The organism is Aeromonas sp. sia0103 (assembly GCF_963895295.1).
GTDB lineage: Bacteria > Pseudomonadota > Gammaproteobacteria > Enterobacterales > Aeromonadaceae > Aeromonas > Aeromonas encheleia.
Genome location: NZ_CAWQKG010000011.1, coordinates 533101 through 551616 on the forward strand (window position 1 = coordinate 533101; position 18516 = coordinate 551616).

At 62.1% G+C, this 18516-nt stretch carries 17 protein-coding genes; 10 read left to right on the forward strand and 7 right to left on the reverse strand.

The window, feature by feature from the left end; genetic code table 11:
- Positions 1–34: 34 nt before the first annotated feature.
- Positions 35–433 carry an acyl-CoA thioester hydrolase YciA gene (yciA, locus tag AACW18_RS05200; protein WP_197720916.1) on the forward strand — a complete coding sequence of 133 codons (399 nt, stop codon included), beginning with the start codon at positions 35–37 and terminating at the stop codon, positions 431–433.
- Between the two features lie 6 nt (positions 434–439).
- Here the strand turns inward: yciA and AACW18_RS05205 are convergent, their stop codons facing one another.
- A complete protein-coding gene (locus tag AACW18_RS05205; protein ID WP_042651387.1) occupies positions 440–664 on the reverse strand; it encodes a hypothetical protein in 225 nt (74 codons plus the stop codon).
- Positions 665–775: 111 nt separating this feature from the next.
- Between AACW18_RS05205 and AACW18_RS05210 the strand changes: the two genes are divergently transcribed.
- Entirely contained in the window at positions 776–1621 is an 846-nt protein-coding gene (locus AACW18_RS05210; protein WP_042651388.1) for an endonuclease/exonuclease/phosphatase family protein, read from the forward strand.
- 74 nt (positions 1622–1695) lie between these two features.
- Here AACW18_RS05210 and AACW18_RS05215 read toward each other — a convergent pair whose 3' ends face one another.
- Complete coding sequence (locus AACW18_RS05215; protein WP_042651389.1) at positions 1696–3243, reverse strand: lytic transglycosylase; 1548 nt, start codon at positions 3241–3243, stop codon at positions 1696–1698.
- A 70-nt stretch (positions 3244–3313) separates the two neighbouring features.
- Complete coding sequence (gloB, locus tag AACW18_RS05220; protein ID WP_218388011.1) at positions 3314–4078, reverse strand: hydroxyacylglutathione hydrolase; 765 nt, start codon at positions 4076–4078, stop codon at positions 3314–3316.
- Between the two features lie 81 nt (positions 4079–4159).
- Between gloB and AACW18_RS05225 the strand changes: the two genes are divergently transcribed.
- On the forward strand, positions 4160–4882 hold the full coding sequence (locus AACW18_RS05225; protein WP_218328122.1) for a class I SAM-dependent methyltransferase: 723 nt from the start codon (positions 4160–4162) through the stop codon (positions 4880–4882).
- A 60-nt stretch (positions 4883–4942) separates the two neighbouring features.
- On the opposite strand, the gene rnhA is transcribed toward AACW18_RS05225, so the two are convergent.
- On the reverse strand, positions 4943–5407 hold the full coding sequence (rnhA, locus tag AACW18_RS05230) for a ribonuclease HI (RefSeq protein WP_042651392.1): 465 nt from the start codon (positions 5405–5407) through the stop codon (positions 4943–4945).
- A gap of 75 nt (positions 5408–5482) precedes the next feature.
- Between rnhA and dnaQ the strand changes: the two genes are divergently transcribed.
- Both dnaQ and AACW18_RS05240 read left to right on the forward strand, forming a co-directional pair.
- Positions 5483–6217, forward strand: coding sequence for a DNA polymerase III subunit epsilon (gene dnaQ / locus AACW18_RS05235; protein ID WP_042651393.1), 735 nt, complete (start codon positions 5483–5485; stop codon positions 6215–6217).
- Complete coding sequence (locus AACW18_RS05240) at positions 6214–7470, forward strand: TIGR03503 family protein (protein WP_218388353.1); 1257 nt, start codon at positions 6214–6216, stop codon at positions 7468–7470. Before dnaQ ends, AACW18_RS05240 begins: the two co-directional genes overlap by 4 nt.
- Before the next feature lie 71 nt (positions 7471–7541).
- Here AACW18_RS05240 and AACW18_RS05245 read toward each other — a convergent pair whose 3' ends face one another.
- Both AACW18_RS05245 and fadE read right to left on the reverse strand, forming a co-directional pair.
- Positions 7542–9062: an HD domain-containing phosphohydrolase gene (locus AACW18_RS05245; RefSeq protein ID WP_042651395.1), complete on the reverse strand. Its 1521-nt coding sequence runs from the start codon at positions 9060–9062 to the stop codon at positions 7542–7544.
- 176 nt (positions 9063–9238) lie between these two features.
- A complete protein-coding gene (fadE, locus tag AACW18_RS05250; RefSeq protein WP_218388012.1) occupies positions 9239–11695 on the reverse strand; it encodes an acyl-CoA dehydrogenase FadE in 2457 nt (818 codons plus the stop codon).
- Positions 11696–11952: 257 nt separating this feature from the next.
- Here fadE and lpcA point away from each other — a divergent pair, with 257 nt between their 5' ends.
- The 3 genes from lpcA (at position 11953) to AACW18_RS05265 (ending at position 14140) form a co-directional block, all read left to right on the forward strand.
- Positions 11953–12531, forward strand: a complete 579-nt coding sequence (gene lpcA / locus AACW18_RS05255) for a D-sedoheptulose 7-phosphate isomerase (protein WP_042651397.1) — start codon at positions 11953–11955, stop codon at positions 12529–12531.
- Positions 12532–12713: 182 nt separating this feature from the next.
- A complete protein-coding gene (locus tag AACW18_RS05260; RefSeq protein ID WP_218290165.1) occupies positions 12714–13496 on the forward strand; it encodes a class II glutamine amidotransferase in 783 nt (260 codons plus the stop codon).
- 308 nt (positions 13497–13804) lie between these two features.
- Positions 13805–14140 carry an Hpt domain-containing protein gene (locus tag AACW18_RS05265; RefSeq protein ID WP_042651399.1) on the forward strand — a complete coding sequence of 112 codons (336 nt, stop codon included), beginning with the start codon at positions 13805–13807 and terminating at the stop codon, positions 14138–14140.
- An 8-nt stretch (positions 14141–14148) separates the two neighbouring features.
- Here the strand turns inward: AACW18_RS05265 and AACW18_RS05270 are convergent, their stop codons facing one another.
- On the reverse strand, positions 14149–15072 hold the full coding sequence (locus tag AACW18_RS05270; protein WP_218328117.1) for a gluconeogenesis factor YvcK family protein: 924 nt from the start codon (positions 15070–15072) through the stop codon (positions 14149–14151).
- A gap of 111 nt (positions 15073–15183) precedes the next feature.
- Here AACW18_RS05270 and AACW18_RS05275 point away from each other — a divergent pair, with 111 nt between their 5' ends.
- A complete protein-coding gene (locus AACW18_RS05275) occupies positions 15184–16368 on the forward strand; it encodes an FIST signal transduction protein (protein WP_218388013.1) in 1185 nt (394 codons plus the stop codon).
- Positions 16369–16386: 18 nt separating this feature from the next.
- Positions 16387–18483, forward strand: a complete 2097-nt coding sequence (locus AACW18_RS05280; RefSeq protein ID WP_218388014.1) for a PAS domain-containing hybrid sensor histidine kinase/response regulator — start codon at positions 16387–16389, stop codon at positions 18481–18483.
- Positions 18484–18516: the final 33 nt, after the last annotated feature.

Genomic DNA, 18516 nt, shown 5'->3' on the forward strand with positions numbered 1-18516 from the left:
CTATCATGCCGCATCCATGATAGAGAGAGCGGTAATGATGGTAGATACAAAGCGTCACCCCGATGGGGAACTGTTGCTGAGAACTCTGGCGATGCCAGCCGATACCAACCCCAATGGCGATATCTTCGGGGGATGGATCATGTCCCAGATGGATATAGGTGGGGGCATCATGGCCAAGGAGTTGGCAAAAGGACGTATTTGTACCGTTTCCGTCGAGGGGATGACTTTCCACAGTCCGGTCAAGGTCGGGGACGTGGTGTGTTGCTACGGTCGCTGCCTGAAGGTGGGTCGCAGTTCCATGCGGCTCAAGCTGGAGGTGTGGGTCAAGCCGGTGCTGCGGGAAAACGAAGCCCAGCGCTACTGCGTGACCGAGGGGGTCTTTACTTACGTCGCCATCGACGATCAGGGCAGATCCCGTCCCGTTCCGGTCTGATCCGGCTCAGATAAGCCGGGCGTTGATGATGGATATTTCCTGCTCAAGCCCGGTTTTTTGCCGTATCATGCGTTCCAGCATCTCTTCCGAGCCCACGCAGTGTTGGGTGTCAAACAGGCAGAGATCGCACTGGGGATCCCGTCTGATCTGATAGACGGTGGAAAGCTCCACTTGATGACAATTTCCTTGTTGATCATAAAATGTCACGCGGTACTGGTGCTGTCTCGCCATTGCGGGATCCCTCATGGATGAGTCGGGCCGGACACGAATAATGAGACTAGTCGGCGTCCATGACATTTGTGATGGTCATGGCGCATTGCAGAGGCAGGTGGTTGTTAGCCAATGAAAAATAGTTATCGTATTCTGGGTACCTCCCTGCTGACGCTGGGGCTGGTTGGCTGTTTCGAGGTACCGGATCAGGATCATCTGGTCACGGCGGCGGGCATAGTACCCGGCATCAGCTGCCAACAGCCACCGTTGGTGGCACTGGCCTCCACCGCCTTGCCCCGCGAGTTCGGCCTTACCGTCTGGAATCTCTACAAGGGTCAGCGCAAGAACTGGCGTGAAGGGCTGGACGAGTATGCCAAGTCCCAGGATCTGGTGTTGCTGCAGGAGTCGGCGACCCGGCCCGAGATGCTGGATTGGCTGAGGAGCGGCGACTTCCAGTGGCAGCAGCTGCAAGCCTTCACCCAGGGCGGTGTCTCCTTCGGCGTCATGACGGTGGCCAAAACGCCACAGGCCTTCGTCTGCGGCGTGCGCTCACCCGAGCCTCTGCTGCGTATTCCCAAGTCCGGTCTGGTGAGCCTGTACCCCTTGCAGGGTGATCCTGACGGTGTGCTGGTGGTCAACCTGCATGCGGTCAACTTCGAGCTGGGCATGGCCACCTTCCGCGAGCAGCTCAACGATCTGACCGCGTTGATCCATCGTCACCAGGGCCCGGTCATTCTGGCGGGGGATTTCAACACCTGGAGCGACAAGCGTGCGTTCTGGCTGAACAAGCTGGTGGGAGAACTCGGCCTGCAGGAAGCCATCCCGGTACCGGATCTGCGCCGCACCGCCTTCGGCCGCCCGCTGGATCACCTCTACTACCGCAATCTGGATCTGGTCGAGGTGAACTCACCCGCCACCGATGCCTCGGATCACAATCCCATAGTGGCGCGTTTCGCGGCCCAGGCCATCAGCCCCTGAGCGATGTGGCCCGCTGAACAGCCAAAAAAATACCCCGCACCAGGCGGGGTATTTTTTTAGTCGGTCATCGACCATCAGCTGTTGTTCTTCACGAACAGGGTCAGCTCCTGGCCCGGCTTGAGGTAGTCGCTCTTGCCGAGTTGATTCCAGCGCATCACGTCGTTGACGGCGACCTGGAAGCGGGCGGCGATGGAGGAGAGGGAATCCCCGCGCCGCACCTGATAGACCATGGATTTGTTACTGCCCTTGCCCTGCTTGGGCCAGACCACCAACTTCATGCCCGGCTTCAGCGCCGATTTGGCATTCAGCCCGTTCCACTTGGCCAGCTCGTCGTGAGCTACCCCGTGCGCCTGGCTGATGCTCCAGAGATTGTCACCGGAACGCACCTTGTACTGGATCTTGCTGCCACTGCGGCTGGCCAGCTGCTGCGGCTTGCTCTGGCTGGCCTGAGCCGCCATCGGCTTGCCACCATGGGGGATCATCAGGGTCTGGCCACGGCGCAGGCTGTTGCTGCGCAGGTTATTGGCCAGCTTGAGCTGCTGCACGCTCACCCCGTGGTTCTGGGCGATACGGGAGAGGGTATCGCCGCTGGTGACCTGATAGGAGCCGGCGCCGCGGGTGCGCTCACGCTTGGGCAGGTCGGCCAGGGCCAGCTCCAGGGTATCGGCATACTCGACCGGTACCAGCAGCTGATAGGGTCCCTGTGGCGAGGTCATGCCGCGCTTGAGGGCCGGATTGACCTCCTTGAGCTGGGAGGCGGAAATGCCTGCCAGCTGCGCCGCCACGTTCAGATCGATCTGGCCACCGGTGTTGATGGTGCGCAGCTGCGGCCTGTTGGCCAGCACCGGCAGGGTGACATTGTATTTGTCCGCGTTGCGGATCATGTCAGCCATGGCCAGGATCTTGGGCACGTACATCCGGGTTTCCCGGGGCAGGTCCAGCGACCAGTAATCGGTCGGTCGACCGGCCTTCTGGTTGCGGATGATGGCGTTGCGTACCCGGCCTTCACCGGCATTGTAGGCGGCCAGCGTCTGCAGCCAGTCACCGTCGAAGAAACGGTTCAGGTATTCCAGGTAGTCCAGCGCGGCATTGGTGGATGCCAGCACGTCGCGACGGCCGTCATACCAGTTGTCGTGGCGCAGACCGAAGTTTTTGCCGGTGGCAGGCACGAACTGCCAAAGACCGACCGCATTGCTGCGGGAACGGGCATTGGGATCGAACATGCTCTCGATCATGGGGATGGTAATAAGCTCCATTGGCAGCTCACGCCGTTCGATTTCCTCTACCATCAGATACAGGTAGGGCTCAGCCCGGCTGGCAATGGTCGCCATATGCTTATCATTACGCAGTAACCAATCACGCTGCTGGCGGACACGGGCGTTCTCATGCGAGTCAAGCTGCATATCATCGCTGATACGCACCCACAGGTTATCCGTGTCATCCAGTTCTTCAATCTGTTCATCGCCGAACAGGAAGCGCGCTGAATGTTTTTTGTATGTTTTCTTGCTGACTTGGGGGGATTTGATCGGCTCGATTGCCGTTACCGCCCGGTCATCCTGATGGCTCAGGTTTTGACAGCCGCTGAGAAACAGCGCTGCCAATAAGGCCGTTCGTAGCTTCATCTCGCTCAGGTCATCTTTAGGAAAAACAGCACGCATCATAAGGGGCAATGGCCCCCTGATCAAGGTTTGTTCAAAAAACGTCCTTCCAGCCCCTCAGCACGGCGAAGGTATCCTCTGGATTTTCCAAGCATTTCAGGGCGTATTTCTCAGCAGAAAATCTCACGGAATCCTGCTCGCAGCGCAGAAATACGTTGAAATGCCGCTCATCCCCCAGCCGGGAAGGGAGACTCGGCAGGCCCTGCTGGCGCAGCTTGCTGATCAGGCCGATCCGGCGCTGGATCGCCTGGTTATCGGGCTCGACCGCGTGGGCGAAACGCAGGTTGGAGAGGGTATATTCATGGGCGCAATAGAGGAGGGTGTCATCGGGCAGGGCCGCGAGCCGTTGCAGGGAGTCGTGCATCTGGGCGGGGGTGCCTTCGAACAGGCGGCCACAGCCGGCGGAGAAGAGGGTATCGCCACAAAACAGCATGCCCTGACCGTGGTAGGCGATGTGGCCAAGGGTGTGGCCGGGCACATGGATGACGTCCAGGCTCAGGCCGTGCCAGTTGATCCGATCCCCGTCCTCGAGCCACTGACCGTGATGGGCCGGCATGGGATCGTGCCTCGGACCATAGAGGCTGGCGCGGGGGAAGTGACGGAGCAGCTCGCCGACGCCGCCGACATGGTCCTTATGATGGTGAGTCAGCAGTATGGCATCGAGCTCAAGCCCGAGCGCCTCGAGCCGCTCCAGTACCGGGGCTGCCTCGCCCGGATCCACGACCAGGCAATGATTCTCGTGTCGGATCAACCAGATGTAGTTGTCGCTAAAGGCAGGAACTGTGATGACGGTATACATGGCTCGGCTTCTCTTTGTGTTCTCTTTGTGGAAGGGATCTTATATAACAGGATGGCATTCGAACCTCGGATTGGTCCCATTATGCAGCTGGCACGTACTGAACAACAGATCGAGATCCCGACCAGCTGGTCGGCGCTGCCCATGGGGGACTGGGTGGCCGCCGAGCTGCAGGAGCGGCTCGATAACTGGTGCCCGCACCTGTTTGGCTATCATCTGCTGAAGATTGGCGCCCTGAGCGCCGAGCTCTCCTGCGGCGGCTCCTCCATCCGCCACCAGATCGGGGTCGCCCCTGGCGGGCGGCTGCTGGATATGAAGGGGGATCCGCTCGCCTTGCCGGTACGCACCGGCAGCGTGGACGCCTGCCTGCTCGCCCACTGCCTCGATTTCTCGCCGGATCCGCACCAGGTGCTGCGTGAAGCCGAGCGGGTGCTGACCGATGATGGCTGGCTCATCGTCAGCGGTTACAACCCCACCAGCCTAGTGGGACTCGGTCACTATCTGCCGTTTATGCGACAACAGCTGCCCTGGTCGGCGCGGATGTTCACCCCGACGCGGGTGACCGACTGGTTGCAACTGCTGGGCTGCGAGGTGATGTTTGACGAGCGCTTCGGTTTTTCCTTCATGGGAAGGCAGAGCCGGATCGGCTGGTGGCGGGAGAGTCTGGGGCGGGACTATTGCCGGCCCCTGGCCTCTGTCTATGTGATCGCCGCCCGCAAGCGGCGTTTTCCGCTGATCCCGGTGCGCCGACGCTGGCGCCTGCCTGAGTCGATGGCGGCGCCGGGCATGGCGCGTCAGGGGTGGTAGCTTACATTCTCGCGTGATGCACAAGCGGGCCAGTCTCGCGACTGGCCCGGGGAGGAGCTATCAGGGCTGATAGCCCACGTCTTCGGCGAGTTGTTTGCCGCTGGCGGCATCGCGGGCCAGTTCGTCACAGCGCTCGTTCTCCGGGTGGCCGGAGTGACCCTTGACCCAGAGCCATTCGATCTGGTGGCGCGCGACTTCCGCATCCAACTCCTTCCAGAGATCGACGTTCTTGACCGGCTGACGGTTGGCGGTCATCCAGCCTTTCTTCTTCCAGCCGATGATCCACTGGGTGATCCCCTGGCGCACATACTGGCTGTCGGTGGTGAGGCGTACCTGGCAGGCGGCGTTGAGCGTACGCAGCCCCATGATGGCGGCCATCAGCTCCATCCGGTTGTTGGTGGTCAGGCGAAAGCCGCCGGCAATCTCCTTGCGGTGCTGGCCATAGACCATGACGGCACCGTAACCACCCGGGCCCGGATTACCGAGGCAGGAGCCATCCGTGTATAAATCAATCTGTTTCAACATGAGCAATCAATCTGTTTTAACATGAGGCTTGGGGTAAACTAGCGAGTAAAACCGAAGTTTGACATAGATTGGATCATGAACACACCCCAACTGAATCGCCAGATCATTCTGGATACTGAAACCACAGGTATGAACACGGCAGGCGGTCCCGTCTACCTCGGCCATCGCATCATCGAGATCGGCTGTGTGGAGGTGATCAACCGTAAGCTGACGGGCAATCATTTCCACGTCTATATCAAGCCGGATCGGTTGGTGGACCCCGAGGCCATCCAGGTACACGGCATCACGGATGCCTTCCTGGTCGACAAGCCTTCCTTTAGCCAGATAGCCGACGACTTCATCGAGTTCATCCGTGGCGCCGAGCTCATCGCCCACAATGCGCCCTTCGACGTGGGCTTCATGGACTATGAGTTCAGCAAGCTAGGCCTCAGCTTCAAGACGGCGGACATCTGCAGCATCACCGATACCCTGGCGATGGCGCGGGATCTCTTCCCCGGCAAGCGCAACAACCTGGACATCTTGTGCGATCGCTACGGCATCGACAACTCCCACCGCACCCTGCACGGGGCCTTGCTGGATGCGGAGATCCTGGCGGACGTCTACCTGCTGATGACGGGTGGCCAGACCAAGCTCAACCTGGCCAATGAAAGCAGCGAGAATGACAGCAGCCAGGACACCGGCATCCGCCGGCTGGAGAGCAACCGCTCGCCGCTCAAGGTGGTGCGCGCCAATGACGAGGTACTCGCGGCCCACGAGGCGCGGCTCGATCTGGTGCAGAAGAAAGGAGGCGCCTGCCTGTGGCGGCAATGAGGCCCCTCTGGGGTGGCCTGCTGCTGGCCTCGCTCTCACTCCCGGTCATGGCCAACGAGGTGTTTGCCCCCTCCGATATTCCCCTGCTCGACAATCGCTTTCGCATCGATTACGGAGTGAAAGAGATCACCTTTATCGTCAAGCGCAAGCCAGGGATGCCCTCGGTGATCCTGGTGCGGCCCGATGGCAGCAAGCTCTATGTCGGCAAGGTCACGCCGCCCGAGGTGGGCTGGCTGGCGTTGCAGGATCAGGATCTCATCACGGTGCGCGACCCCATGCCGGGCCCCTGGCAGGCCATAGGAGCGGTCGATCCCGAGAACCGGGTACGCCTGCTGTCCGATGTCCGGCTCGAGAGCGAGCCGCTGCCGACCCAGCTCTATCAGGGTGAACGCATCAAGCTTCAGTCCCGGCTGCTGATCGATGGCGCTGCCCCAGGGGCGGGGTACTACCTCTCCGATCTGGGCATGACGGTGAGGCTGCAGCAGTTCAACAATGCCGAGCAGAGCGGAGAGCCCATGCTCGAGGAGACGCTCGGTCACTACCTCGACGATGGCAAGGGGCTCGATGAGGTGCCAGGTGACGGCATCATGACCGCAGAGGCGGTGCTGGACGTGCCCGCTGGCAAGTACCGCGCACTCTACAGCACCGGCAATCAGGTCTTCTCCCGCGCCCAGTCACAGCAGGTGCTGATCTACCCCTGGCCGGTGAGTTACAGCCTGGCGCCCCCCTCCGGCGAGATGGGGGCCAGGCTCTCGTTCGTCATCGACGCCGACGAGCTGGATCCTGCCTCGGTGCTGATCCAGGGCAAGGTTGCCGACAGCACTGGGGTCAGCATGCCGTTCAATGCCGTGGCGAGCGAGCCCGGGCTCAGCATCGATCTCGTGGCGCTCAAGGCGGTGGGGCAGTACAAGGTCGAGGCGACCCTGTTTGGTACGACCCGATTGGGGCGTGAAATCCGGCTGCAACTGCCGATCAAGGCGTTCAACATCCTGCCGCCGGTGCTGACGCCGCCCCCCTCTGCGGCGCCCGCGACTGCGGTGCCGGCTCAGACCCGGTTCGAGGAGCAGGAGAGTCGCGGCTGGTTGCCCTGGGCGCTGGGGGCTGGTGGGGGGCTGCTGCTCCTGCTGGGGGCGGGGGGCTTCATCTTGCGACAGAAGCGCCAGACCCTGCACAAGGCGATGGCGGCGCAGCAGGCGCAGAGCGAAAGTGCGGTGCCTGGGCTCAAACTGGATCTCAATTTGCCGGAACAGTAACCCGGCCCTGGCCGTGAAAAAGCCGCCCCATGGGGCGGCTTTTTTTATGATGAGGACATCTCGCTGGCCACTCAATGCGCCCCTATGTAGATATCCTTGTGCTGATCGCGAATGTCGAGAAACCTGTCCAGGTTGGCCAGCATCAGATCCACCAGTTGGGGGTCGAAGTGCTGGCCTCGTTCCGCTTCGATCAGCGCCATCACCCGATCCAGCGGCCAGGCCTGCTTGTAGCAGCGATCCGAGCCCAGCGCATCGAATACGTCGGCCAGTGCCACGACGCGCCCCTCCAGCGGGATCTGGTCGCCCCTAAGCCCACGGGGATAGCCGCTGCCATTCCACTTCTCATGGTGATTGCCGGCGATGGTCGCGCCTATCTGGAACAGCGCCAGATCGCTGCCGGACAGCATGTCCTGCCCCAATTGCGCGTGGGTCTTCATGATCTCCCACTCCTCCGGGGTGAGCTTGCCCGGCTTGTGCAGTATGGCATCCGGGATCCCCACCTTGCCGATGTCGTGCAGGGGGGAGGCGCGCTTGATGAGCTCACACCGCTCTTCGTTCATGCCGAGCAACTGGCAGAACAGCTCGGTATAGAGCGCCACCCGCTTGACGTGCAGGCCGGACTCCTTGGAGCGGGTCTCCACCAGCTCGCCGATGCGGTAGATGATTTCGCGCTGGTTGTCTCCTATCACCTCGTTGAGCCGGATGTTCTCCAGCGCCACTATGATGTTTTCGGTGAACAGGCTCAGCAGGCCGGTATCCATCTGGTTGAGCGGGCGGGTGGTCTCGATGTGGAATAGCAGGTGATGGCGGGCATTCTGGCAGTAGAGCACCAGTTGGTTGCCGTCGTAGACGTTGGCTCCCCTGGTCATGGCCTGGCGCAAGATGTCGGGCGCCTCGCTCAGCAGGAGCGAGGGCTCGTCGGCCAGCAGCGGCTCCAGTATCTGATCCCGCACCTCGTAGGCCAGGTGTTTCACATCGTAGATCTGGGACTCTTCCAGGTTGAGCAGGGCGCTGAGCTGGGTCTGCGCCCCCTCGACGAACTGGCGCAGGGCCCGCTGCTCGAAGATCCCCTTGGAGGCTTCGATGACCTTCTCCAACCCCTGCCGATTGCTCTCCAGGGTGCGGATGTCGCGGTAGGAGCGCAGGCTGGCGCGCAGCAGGGTGCGCAACTTCTGGGAGGTGAGCTCGGTCTTGTCCTTGTAATCGTTGATGTCGTAGTTGGTGACGACATCGTCCTCCGGTGCCTGACCGGGCTGGCCGGTGCGCAGCACGATGCGCACCATCTTGTTTTGCAGCTCGTCGCGCACGAACTTCACCACCTCGAGACCGGCGTGATCCGCTTCCATCACCACATCGAGCAGCAGCAGGGCGACATCCGGGGTCGCGGCGAGCAGCGCCTTGGCTTCGGCGGCCGAATAGGCGTGCAGAAAATCGATCGGCTTGTTGTCGAATTCAAACTTGCTCAGGGTGATCTTGGTGATGCGATGCACTTCGGGCTCATCGTCCACGATCATCACCTTCCAACCGGCTGGGCGCGGTGTGGGCAGGGGGAGGTCGTCGTCATCGTCAATTATCAGGATTTGATCATCCATTATGCAATCCTGTGTGTGATCCTGTGCTTACCTTAACCGCTTCATTAAAGATAGGAAACGTATAGATAACCAAAATATGATCCCGCATACGTCTCTTTTTCGCCTCCGCTGAGGTTGCCGATATCGGCATGAAAAACGCCTCCACAAGGGAGGCGTTTTGGCATTTATCCGCGGACTCAGGCCGCTCTGTGATAGGCCGATGGTTCGAACAGTGCCTTGTTGGCGACCAGGTCGATGGGGTCAAAGTCATCGACGTTGATGGTGCGCAGGCGACTCTGTTCGGCCCGGCGCAGCAGGTCGGCCTCGGCCGGGTTGATGACCCCCAGCGCCAGCCCCTCGTCGGCGACCCTGTCCAACTGCGTGAAGGGGCGCTTGCGACCGTCTGCCTTGCAGATCTTCTCGAACAGCGGCTCGGCGGCCAGCACGTCATCGAGAGCCTGTTCCAGCAGGCCGAAGGGGTTGCCCTCCTCGCGGGTGAGGTACTGCCCCTCGGCCAGACGGTCGCGGGTGGCGCTCGGTGTCTGCAGCAGACGGGCGACCTGCTGGTCCAGCTTGTCGCTCGGGCGTTTCAGGTCGCGACCCAGCGGCAGCACTATGACCCGCAGGGCCAGCCCGATCCAGCGATTCGGGAAGTTGCGCAGCAGCTCATCGATCGCCTCCTGTGCCTTGAACATCGCATCTTGCAGCGCCCAGTGCAGCAGCGGCAGATCCGCCTGCTGACGGCCCTCGTCCTGGAAGCGCTTGAGGGCGCTGGAGGCGAGATAGAGCTGGCTCAGCACATCGCCGAGGCGCGCGGAGACCCGCTCTTTGCGCTTGAGTTCGCCGCCCAGGGTGCCCATCGCCATGTCGGACAGGAAGGCCAGGTTGGCGGAGAGGCGGGTCAGCTGCTGGTAGTAGCCCTTGGTCTGATCCTTGAACGGCGACGCGGCGAAGCGGGCACCGGTCAGGCCCAGCCAGAAGCTGCGCACCAGGTTGCTGATGGCGAAACCGACGTGGCTGAACATCGCCTTGTCGAACGCCTTGAGCGCCTGCTCCTGATCCGGGTGGCTGGCGGCCAGCATCTCCGGCAACACATAAGGGTGGCAGCGGATGGCGCCCTGACCGTAGATGATCATGCTGCGGGTCAGGATGTTGGCCCCCTCGACGGTGACGGCGATGGGGGCGCCCTGGTAGCCACGAGCCAGGTAGTTGTTCGGGCCCATGCAGATCGCCTTGCCGCCGTGGATGTCCATGGCATCTATGATGCTCTTCTGGGCGCGGTCGGTGAGGTGATACTTGACGATGGCGGAGATGACCGAGGGTTTCTCCCCCAGATCGATGCCGGTCACGGTCAGCTTGGCCGCCGCACCCATGATGTAGGCGTTGCCGCCGAGGCGCGCCAGCGGCTCTTCGATGCCTTCCATCTTGCCGATCGGCAGCTTGAACTGGCGGCGGATGCGGCTGTAGGCGCCGCTCGCCAGGGCCAGCATCTTGACGCCGCCTGTGCTGTTGGAGGGTAGGGTGATGCCGCGGCCGACCGAGAGGCACTCGACCAGCATGCGCCAGCCCTGACCCGCCATGGCGGGGCCGCCGATGATGAAGTCGAGCGGCACGAATACCTCCTCGCCGCGGGTCGGGCCGTTCTGGAACGGCACGTTGAGCGGGAAATGACGGCGGCCGATCTCGACGCCCTTGATGTGGGTCGGGATCAGGGCGCAGGTGATCCCCAGCTCCTCTTCCTCACCGAGCAGATGGTCCGGGTCGCGCAGCTTGAACGCCAGCCCCAGCACGGTGGCGATCGGTGCCAGAGTGATGTAGCGCTTGTTCCAGGTCAGGCGCATGCCGAGCACCTCTTCCCCTTCCCATTCCCCCTTGCAGACGATGCCGAAGTCAGGGATGGAGCCCGCATCCGAGCCCGCTTCCGGGCTGGTCAGGGCGAAGCAGGGGATCTCCTTGCCGATGGCGAGGCGGGGCAGGTAATGGTCTTTCTGTTCCTCGGTGCCATAGTGCTGCAGCAGCTCACCCGGCCCTAAGGAGTTGGGCACGCCGACGGTGGAGGCGAGCACGGCACTGGCGCCGCACAGTTTCTGCAGCACGCAGGATTGGGCATAGGCGGAGAATTCCAGCCCGCCGTATTTCTTCTTGATGATCATGGCGAAGAACTTGTGGTCCTTCAGATACTGCCACACCTCGGGAGAGAGATCGGCGCGCTCATGGGTCACTTCCCAGTCGTTGACCATGCGGCACACGTCTTCGACCGGGCCGTCCATGAAGGCCTGCTCCTCGCTGGAGAGGGTCGCGACCGGGATGGCGTGCAACTTCTTCCAGTTCGGGTTGCCGGCAAAGAGATCCGCTTCCCACCAGGTGGTGCCCGCCTCTATGGCCTCTTTCTCGGTGCGCGACATCTCCGGCATGATGGATTTGTAGAGCTTGAACAGCGGCCTGGTCAGTTGATTACGGCGAAACTCCACCAGATTCAACGGGATGGCAACCAGGGCGAACAGCACCCACAGCAGCAGGGGAACCTGGCCATAGAAGGTGCCGATGACCAGGGCGACAGCCGTGGCAAGCGTAGAGGTGAGCAGAGACGCCCGGCGATAAGCCATGGCGCCGATCACCAGGATCACTCCGAGCAGAGTGAGGGTCGTCGTCATTGTTTGCTCCTTGCATGAGTTGCCGAAGTTGGGTGCTAAGTGAATGAACTGATCCAGAGGTCTGACCTGTTGGATGTGGCCTCTGTTGTAATTCATGTGCACAAAATTATCAAGATGTTTACAACTCGGTTACCTCCCGGCCGTGAGCGAGCTAACGCAACCGGCTTTCCCCCTGCTGGCCGGGGGGCGACGGCGGGATTGGCTTGTGCGACAATGCGGAACCCTATGTTGGACGATACAAAGAGACACCAGACGCCATGTACCAAGAACTTATCCGCAATGAATTGACCGAAGCTGCCAGCGTGCTCCAGGCATTCCTGGCCGATGAGCAGAACCTGAAGAGCATAGAGGCGGCCGCCCGCCTGCTGGCCGACTCCTTCAAGCAGGAAGGCAAGGTGCTCTCCTGTGGTAACGGTGGCTCTCACTGCGACGCCATGCATTTTGCCGAGGAGCTGACCGGTCGTTATCGGGAGAACCGTCCCGGTTACGCCGGCATCGCCATCTCGGATCCGAGCCACCTCTCCTGCGTCTCCAATGACTTTGGCTACGACTATGTGTTCTCCCGCTACGTGGAAGCGGTCGGTCGTCGCGGCGACGTGCTGCTCGGCATCTCCACCAGCGGCAATTCCGGCAACATTCTCAAGGCCATCGAGGCCGCGCATGCCAAGGGCATGAAGGTGATCGCGCTGACCGGCAAGGACGGTGGCAAGATGGCCGGCCTGGCCGACGTCGAGATCCGGGTGCCCCATTTCGGTTATGCCGACCGCATTCAGGAAGTGCACATCAAGGTGATCCACATCCTGATCCAGCTGGTCGAGAAAGAGATGGCCAAGTAACCAGCTGCCCAGCGAGGTGATCCGCCTTATGCTGATCCAGTTGGTTGAAAAAGAGATGGCCGAGTAATCGGCGTCTGTCGGAGGGGACGCGGTGCGGTCATGCCGACCGCTTCTGTCGCGCCCCCTCCGGCGAGAGCCGCTGATTGAAGAGAGGCTCAAGTCATTCAGGGAGTGGACTGGATATGTGCGAACTGCTCGGCATGAGTGCCAATGTGCCGACCGACATCTGCTTCAGTTTTACCGGGCTGATGCTGCGCGGCGGCAAGACAGGCCCCCACAAGGATGGCTGGGGGATCACCTTCTATGAGGGGCGCGGTTTTCGCACCTTCAAGGATCCCGAGCCCAGCGCCCAGTCACCCATCGCCAAGCTGGTGCAGGCGCTGCCCATCAAGAGCCGCGCCGTGGTCAGCCATATCCGGCAGGCCAATCGTGGCTGCGTGTCGCTGGAGAATACCCACCCGTTCACCCGGGAGCTGTGGGGCCGTTACTGGACCTTCGCCCATAACGGGCAACTGACAGGCTACAAGCGGCTGTCGACCGGGCGTCACCGTCCGGTCGGGGACACCGACAGCGAGCACGCTTTCTGCTGGCTGCTCGCGCAGCTGGAGCAGAAGTACCCCAAGCGTCCGGCCAACTTCCCCGCCATGTTCCGCTATCTGGCGAGCCGGTGTGATGAGTTGCGCGGATTGGGGGTGTTCAACATGTTGCTGTCGGATGGGGAGTTCGTGATGACCTATTGCAGCAACAACCTCTACTGGCTCACCCGCCGGGCGCCTTTTGGCGAGGCCCGTTTGCTGGATGAGGACGTGGCCATCGATTTCCAGAGCGAGACGACGCCAAACGACGTGGTGACCCTGATCGCGACGAGGCCGCTGACCGGCAATGAACACTGGGTGAAGATGGTGCCGGGGGAGTTTTGCCTGTTCCGGCTGGGTGAACTGGCGCACGGCAATTCACCCGAGTGAGAGATAAAAAAATACCAGGGTAGAATCCTACCCTGGTTCTTCGCAGCAGCCATACAGGCAAAAGGGATGAGAGAGGTGTTGCTGAGCCGCATCATTCTCATGACTCGCATTGTTATTTAAATGTTAATTTGGTGGCAACATTTATGTTGCTCCCTGGTATTCCTGCTTTTCGATAACTTGAACCGGCTCACATTATGGCGTTATCGAGACCGCTCACCGGGCTGGTCTGCGATCCTATGCCGGATGACAGCCGGCGCGATCATCATCTATATTGTGGTCTGTTTGAATACCATCAAAGGGAAGCGAAGATGGAGTGGCTGGATCAGAAGGTGCTACGGCAGCTGGCAGAGGACATTGGTCACGAGATGATGCCCGTCGTCATCTCGGTGTTTGTCGAGGAGGTGGGCGAGCAGCTCGCTCGGCTCAGGCCGCTGTACGAGCAGCGGGACTGGCCCGCACTGGCCCGAGTGGCCCATAGCATGAAGTCTTCCTGTGGCAGTTATGGTGCCGAGCCCAGCTACCGGCAGGTGATGGCGCTGGAGCTTGCCTGCCGCCGGGAAGATGCAGAAGAGGCTGGCCAACTGCTGGCGCAGCTGGAGCACTCCCTGCCACAAGTCTTCTCCCATCTGGCCCGCTATCACTGATCTCGGGCTCAGCCTGCCTTGTGATGCCTGATGTGCCTGCCCTGGATAACCTCATCCAGCGCCTGTCGAAGCTTGAGACGATCGTGACGATGGGGCAGGGCAGCCTCACCCAGCTCGGCCTGGATGAGGCAATCCGCCAGCTCGGGGACACTGAGGCCCTCTGGCGCCAGTATGGCATCGACCCGGCCTTGACCTATCCGCTCTTCCAGCCAGCGATGCTGCTCGGGCAGTGCCAGCTGGCCGGCCGGCCCGTTTTCGGCGACCAGGTTGCAGACGAAGACGACGATGGCCTGGCTATCCCGAATGGCGCCAGCCACCTCGTCCAGCAGCAGGGGGGGCATGACGGAGGTGAGGAAGCTGCCTGGCCCCAGGATGATCATGTCGGCCTGGGTCAGGGCCTGCACGGCCTCGCGGGTGGCCGGCACGGTCGGACTCAGGCTCAGGGCCCGCGGCGGGGTGGCGAGCTGATCGATGGAGACTTCCCCCAGGATCTGGTCACCGCAGACGGTGTGGGCGCAGAGATCGGTGGGTAGCTCGGACATGGGCAGTAACTGGGGCTCTATCTTCAGCATGTCGCTGATGAGCCGGATGGCATCCAGAGGGCGGACACAGAGGTTGTCGAGCGCCAGCAGCATCAGATTGCCGAGGTTGTGACCCGCCAGCTCCCCTCGGCCATTGAAGCGGTATTCGAACAACTGGCTGCCGATGCCGGGATCGGTCACCAGCTGATTGAGGCAGTTGCGCAAGTCCCCCCAGGCGATGCACTCCTGGCTCTTGCGCAAGCGTCCGGTGGAGCCGCCGTCATCCGTGGTGGTGACGATCCCGGTCAGCCGTTGCCCTAAAAACGAGAGGGAAGAGAGCACCCGGCCCATGCCGTGGCCACCGCCGATGGCGACGACCCGATCAAAGTTACTGATATTTTTCTGCCACATGCAGCCATCCTGTGGGTGGGTCTGTGAGAACCATTCTAGCCAATATGGCCAGCTAATCATTTGATAAGGGTATGATTTTTGCTTACCACCTGCATCGCATACCACTAGGAGATGGCGTTGAACTTCCTGACGGCTCACTCTCTTGCAGAGACGACCCTGCTGGCCGCCCAACAGATAGCCGAGCGGCTGCTCGCTCAATCAGCTCATTCCCCATCGTTGTTGCTGGTCTATTTTACCCAAGCTCACGATGCTGCGGTACTGCGCCATGCGCTTAAAATCCGCTTCCCGGATTGTCGTCTCATCGGTTGCAGCTCCTGCGGCGGGATCATGACCCAGGCCGGCCACCATGCCCGGCATGGCTGGGGCCTGGCGGTCGCCGCCCTCTATGACGACAAGGGGGCCTACGGCGTGGCCGGTCAGGCCGGGGATGAGGTGGATGCGCGCCAGCTGCTGCGCGGCGCCATCGCCGATGGCGGACGCCCCGGCGAGCTGCCGCAACTCATCTTGCTGCATACCAGCCCCGGGCTGGAAGAGGTCATGCTGGCGGGGATCGAGGCGGAGTTCGGCACGACGGTTCCCGTCGTGGGGGGCTCGGCGGCGGATGATGGGGTCACCGGCGAATGGCAGCTGTGCTGGGACGAGGGCGAGAGCCGGCAAGGCGCGGTGCTGGCGGTGCTGTACCCTGATTGCCAGCTGGCCTTCCAGTTTCACTCCGGCTATGTCCCCACCGAACAGCATGGCACCATCACCGCCCTGGATGGGCGCGAGGTGCTGACCATAGATCACGAGCCGGCGGCCCGGGTGTATGCCCGCTGGACGGAGCGCGAGACCCCCTGGCAGGTGGGTCCCATCCTGAGGGAGACCACCCTCTCACCGCTGGCCCGCCAGGTCGGGACCCTGGACGACATGCCTTATTACAAGCTCTCTCATCCCGAGGCGGTGACCCCGAGAGAAGGGTTGCGGCTGTTTACCGAGACCCGGCTGGGGGAGCGCCTGGAGCTGATGTACAGCAGTGAGGAAGGCCTGTTGCAGCGCAGTCTGAATGCGGTGCGGATCGAGCCCGAATATGGCATGGCGGGCAGCCTGCAGCCCTTCGGCGCCCTGGTGGTGTTCTGTGCCGGCTGCCGACTGGTGCTGGGGGAGAGCCTGAACGATGTCGTCGACCAGTTCCGCAGCCAACTGGGGGAGATCCCCTTCATCACCCCCTTTACCTTCGGCGAGCAGGGGCGTTTGCCCCATGGTGAGCTGGCCCATGGCAACCTCATGGTATCGAGCGTAATCTTCCTCGATAGCTGACACAGTGCTGGACACAAGATGATAGGCAATACCGAACTCGAAGCTCTGGGTGACAAGCTGCAGACCACGCTGGTGGAGCTGGTGCGTTGCCGGGAGCGGGAGGCCAAATACCGCCAGGAGTCGCAGGCCTTGCTGTGCGGGGTGGCGACGCTGGCCGATGCCCAGAGTCTGGAGCAGGTGCTGGACAGCCTCATCCAGACGCTCAAGCCTTTCATCGGCTTCGAGCATGCGGATGTGGTGGCCTGGGGCGGGGCGAGCGGCACCACTCATCTCAGCACCCAGCCCGAGGAGACGGGCCGCCCCTGGCCACTGACCCCGCTCTTCTCCCGCGCCATCGCGGGGGAAACCCTGGTCATCTATGATCCGTCCCAGCTGCCTGAGCTGGCACCCCTGGCGGGGGCGGCGGGCTGGGCCAGCGTCATGATGACGGGGCTGCAGGCTCCCGGTTTTTCCGGGGTGCTCATCTGCCGTCATGGCGCCGTGGGCACCTTCGATCTCAAGAGCAAGGCGGCGATGCAGCGGTGCCGTCCCCTCATCTCCCAGGCGCTGGTCAACATTGCCTATAGAGCTCGCCTGCAGGAGCAGGTCGAGCTCAAGACCCTGGCCCTGCAGGCCAGCGAGCAGCGTTTTCGCAGCTTTGCCGCCATGGCGTCCGACTGGTTCTGGGAGACGGATCCCGAGCATAGGCTCAGTTATGTGTCGGCCCCCGGTTACCGCAGAGAGCTGATCGCCCGCCAGGTCGGCCGTAGTCTCTATGATTTTGCCCATGACCCCCAGGATCCCGAGTGGTGCAAGTACCGACGGCTGATCGCGCTGCAGCTGCCGGTGCGGGCGATGCGTACCCAGGTGGTGCTGGCCAGGGGGCCCCGCTGGATGGAGCTCAACGCCGAGCCCTGCTTCGATGCCGACGGTGTCTTTATCGGTTATCGGGGTACGGCGCGGGAGATCGACAACCAGATCCGCCGGGAGCAGGAGCTGGCGCGGGCACGGGACGAGGCGGAGACGGCCAACCGGGCCAAGTCACAGTTCCTGGCCATGATGACTCACGAGATCCGCTCCCCCATGAATGCGGTGCTGGGGATGCTGGATCTGTTGCAATACGGGCGGCTCGAGGCCCAGCAACAGGCCCTGCTCGGCCATGCCACCCACTCGGCGCATCTGCTGCAGACCATCATCGATGATGTGCTCGACTTCTCGAAGATCGAATCTCACACCCTGGCGCTGCATGCCGAGCCGCTGCAACCCGCCCGCCTGTGTCAGGCGCTGGTGGAGCCGCTGCAGGCACAAGCCAGCGCCAAGGGCATCCGCTTGCATTGGCAACTGGATGAATCGGTGCCGGACTGGTTGCAGGGGGACTCGGTCCGTCTGTCCCAGGTGATCGGCAACCTGCTCGGCAATGCGGTGAAGTTTACCGCCACCGGCAGCGTGCAGCTGGCGCTGGGGTGGCAGGATGAGCGACTGAGGGTGTCGGTGACCGATACCGGGATAGGTATCTCCGCCGAGGATCAGGGGTTGTTGTTCGAGCCATTTTTTCAGGTCGACAGCTCGGCCACCCGCCGTTTCTCCGGCTCAGGGCTCGGGCTTGCCATCAGCCGGAGGCTGGTGCAGCTGATGGGCGGCGAGATCTACCTGCAGAGTACGCCCGGTCAGGGCAGCCGTTTCTGGTTCGAGTTGCCCGGCATGGCGGCCCCTTGCATAGACCCGGGTCAGCCCGTCACCGATGCGCTCGCCATGCTGGATCTGGATGTGCTGGTGGTGGAGGACAGCCCGGTCAATCAGCTGGTGGTGTCGCTCATGCTGCAGAAATTGGTGTGCAGGGTCCGGCTGGCGGCCAATGGCCTGGAGGCGTTGGCGCAGGTCAACGAGCGGCGGCCCGATCTCATCCTGATGGACATGCGGATGCCGCATATGGACGGGCTGGAGGCGACCCGCCGCTTGCGTGAAATGGGGTGTGAGATCCCGATAGTGGCGCTGACGGCCAATGCCATGACGGAGGACAGGGCGCGCTGTCTGGCCCAGGGGATGAACGATTTCCTGGCCAAACCGATCAGCCTGGCCCGGCTGCGCAGCTGCTTGCAGCGGCATTGCGGAACTGTAAACCCGGGATCCAGATAAAAAAAATGGTCAACCTGGTGGTTGACCAATTCT

Bases quoted from the DNA above. Each gene is read 5' to 3' on its own strand.
- yciA (WP_197720916.1), top strand. From the start codon at position 35: ATGATGGTAGATACAAAGCGTCACCCCGATGGGGAACTGTTGCTGAGA.
- AACW18_RS05205 (WP_042651387.1), bottom strand. From the start codon at position 664: ATGGCGAGACAGCACCAGTACCGCGTGACATTTTATGATCAACAAGGA.
- AACW18_RS05210 (WP_042651388.1), top strand. From the start codon at position 776: ATGAAAAATAGTTATCGTATTCTGGGTACCTCCCTGCTGACGCTGGGG.
- AACW18_RS05215 (WP_042651389.1), bottom strand. From the start codon at position 3,243: ATGAAGCTACGAACGGCCTTATTGGCAGCGCTGTTTCTCAGCGGCTGT.
- gloB (WP_218388011.1), bottom strand. From the start codon at position 4,078: ATGTATACCGTCATCACAGTTCCTGCCTTTAGCGACAACTACATCTGG.
- AACW18_RS05225 (WP_218328122.1), top strand. From the start codon at position 4,160: ATGCAGCTGGCACGTACTGAACAACAGATCGAGATCCCGACCAGCTGG.
- rnhA (WP_042651392.1), bottom strand. From the start codon at position 5,407: ATGTTGAAACAGATTGATTTATACACGGATGGCTCCTGCCTCGGTAAT.
- dnaQ (WP_042651393.1), top strand. From the start codon at position 5,483: ATGAACACACCCCAACTGAATCGCCAGATCATTCTGGATACTGAAACC.
- AACW18_RS05240 (WP_218388353.1), top strand. From the start codon at position 6,214: ATGAGGCCCCTCTGGGGTGGCCTGCTGCTGGCCTCGCTCTCACTCCCG.
- AACW18_RS05245 (WP_042651395.1), bottom strand. From the start codon at position 9,062: ATGGATGATCAAATCCTGATAATTGACGATGACGACGACCTCCCCCTG.
- fadE (WP_218388012.1), bottom strand. From the start codon at position 11,695: ATGACGACGACCCTCACTCTGCTCGGAGTGATCCTGGTGATCGGCGCC.
- lpcA (WP_042651397.1), top strand. From the start codon at position 11,953: ATGTACCAAGAACTTATCCGCAATGAATTGACCGAAGCTGCCAGCGTG.
- AACW18_RS05260 (WP_218290165.1), top strand. From the start codon at position 12,714: ATGTGCGAACTGCTCGGCATGAGTGCCAATGTGCCGACCGACATCTGC.
- AACW18_RS05265 (WP_042651399.1), top strand. From the start codon at position 13,805: ATGGAGTGGCTGGATCAGAAGGTGCTACGGCAGCTGGCAGAGGACATT.
- AACW18_RS05270 (WP_218328117.1), bottom strand. From the start codon at position 15,072: ATGTGGCAGAAAAATATCAGTAACTTTGATCGGGTCGTCGCCATCGGC.
- AACW18_RS05275 (WP_218388013.1), top strand. From the start codon at position 15,184: ATGGCGTTGAACTTCCTGACGGCTCACTCTCTTGCAGAGACGACCCTG.
- AACW18_RS05280 (WP_218388014.1), top strand. From the start codon at position 16,387: ATGATAGGCAATACCGAACTCGAAGCTCTGGGTGACAAGCTGCAGACC.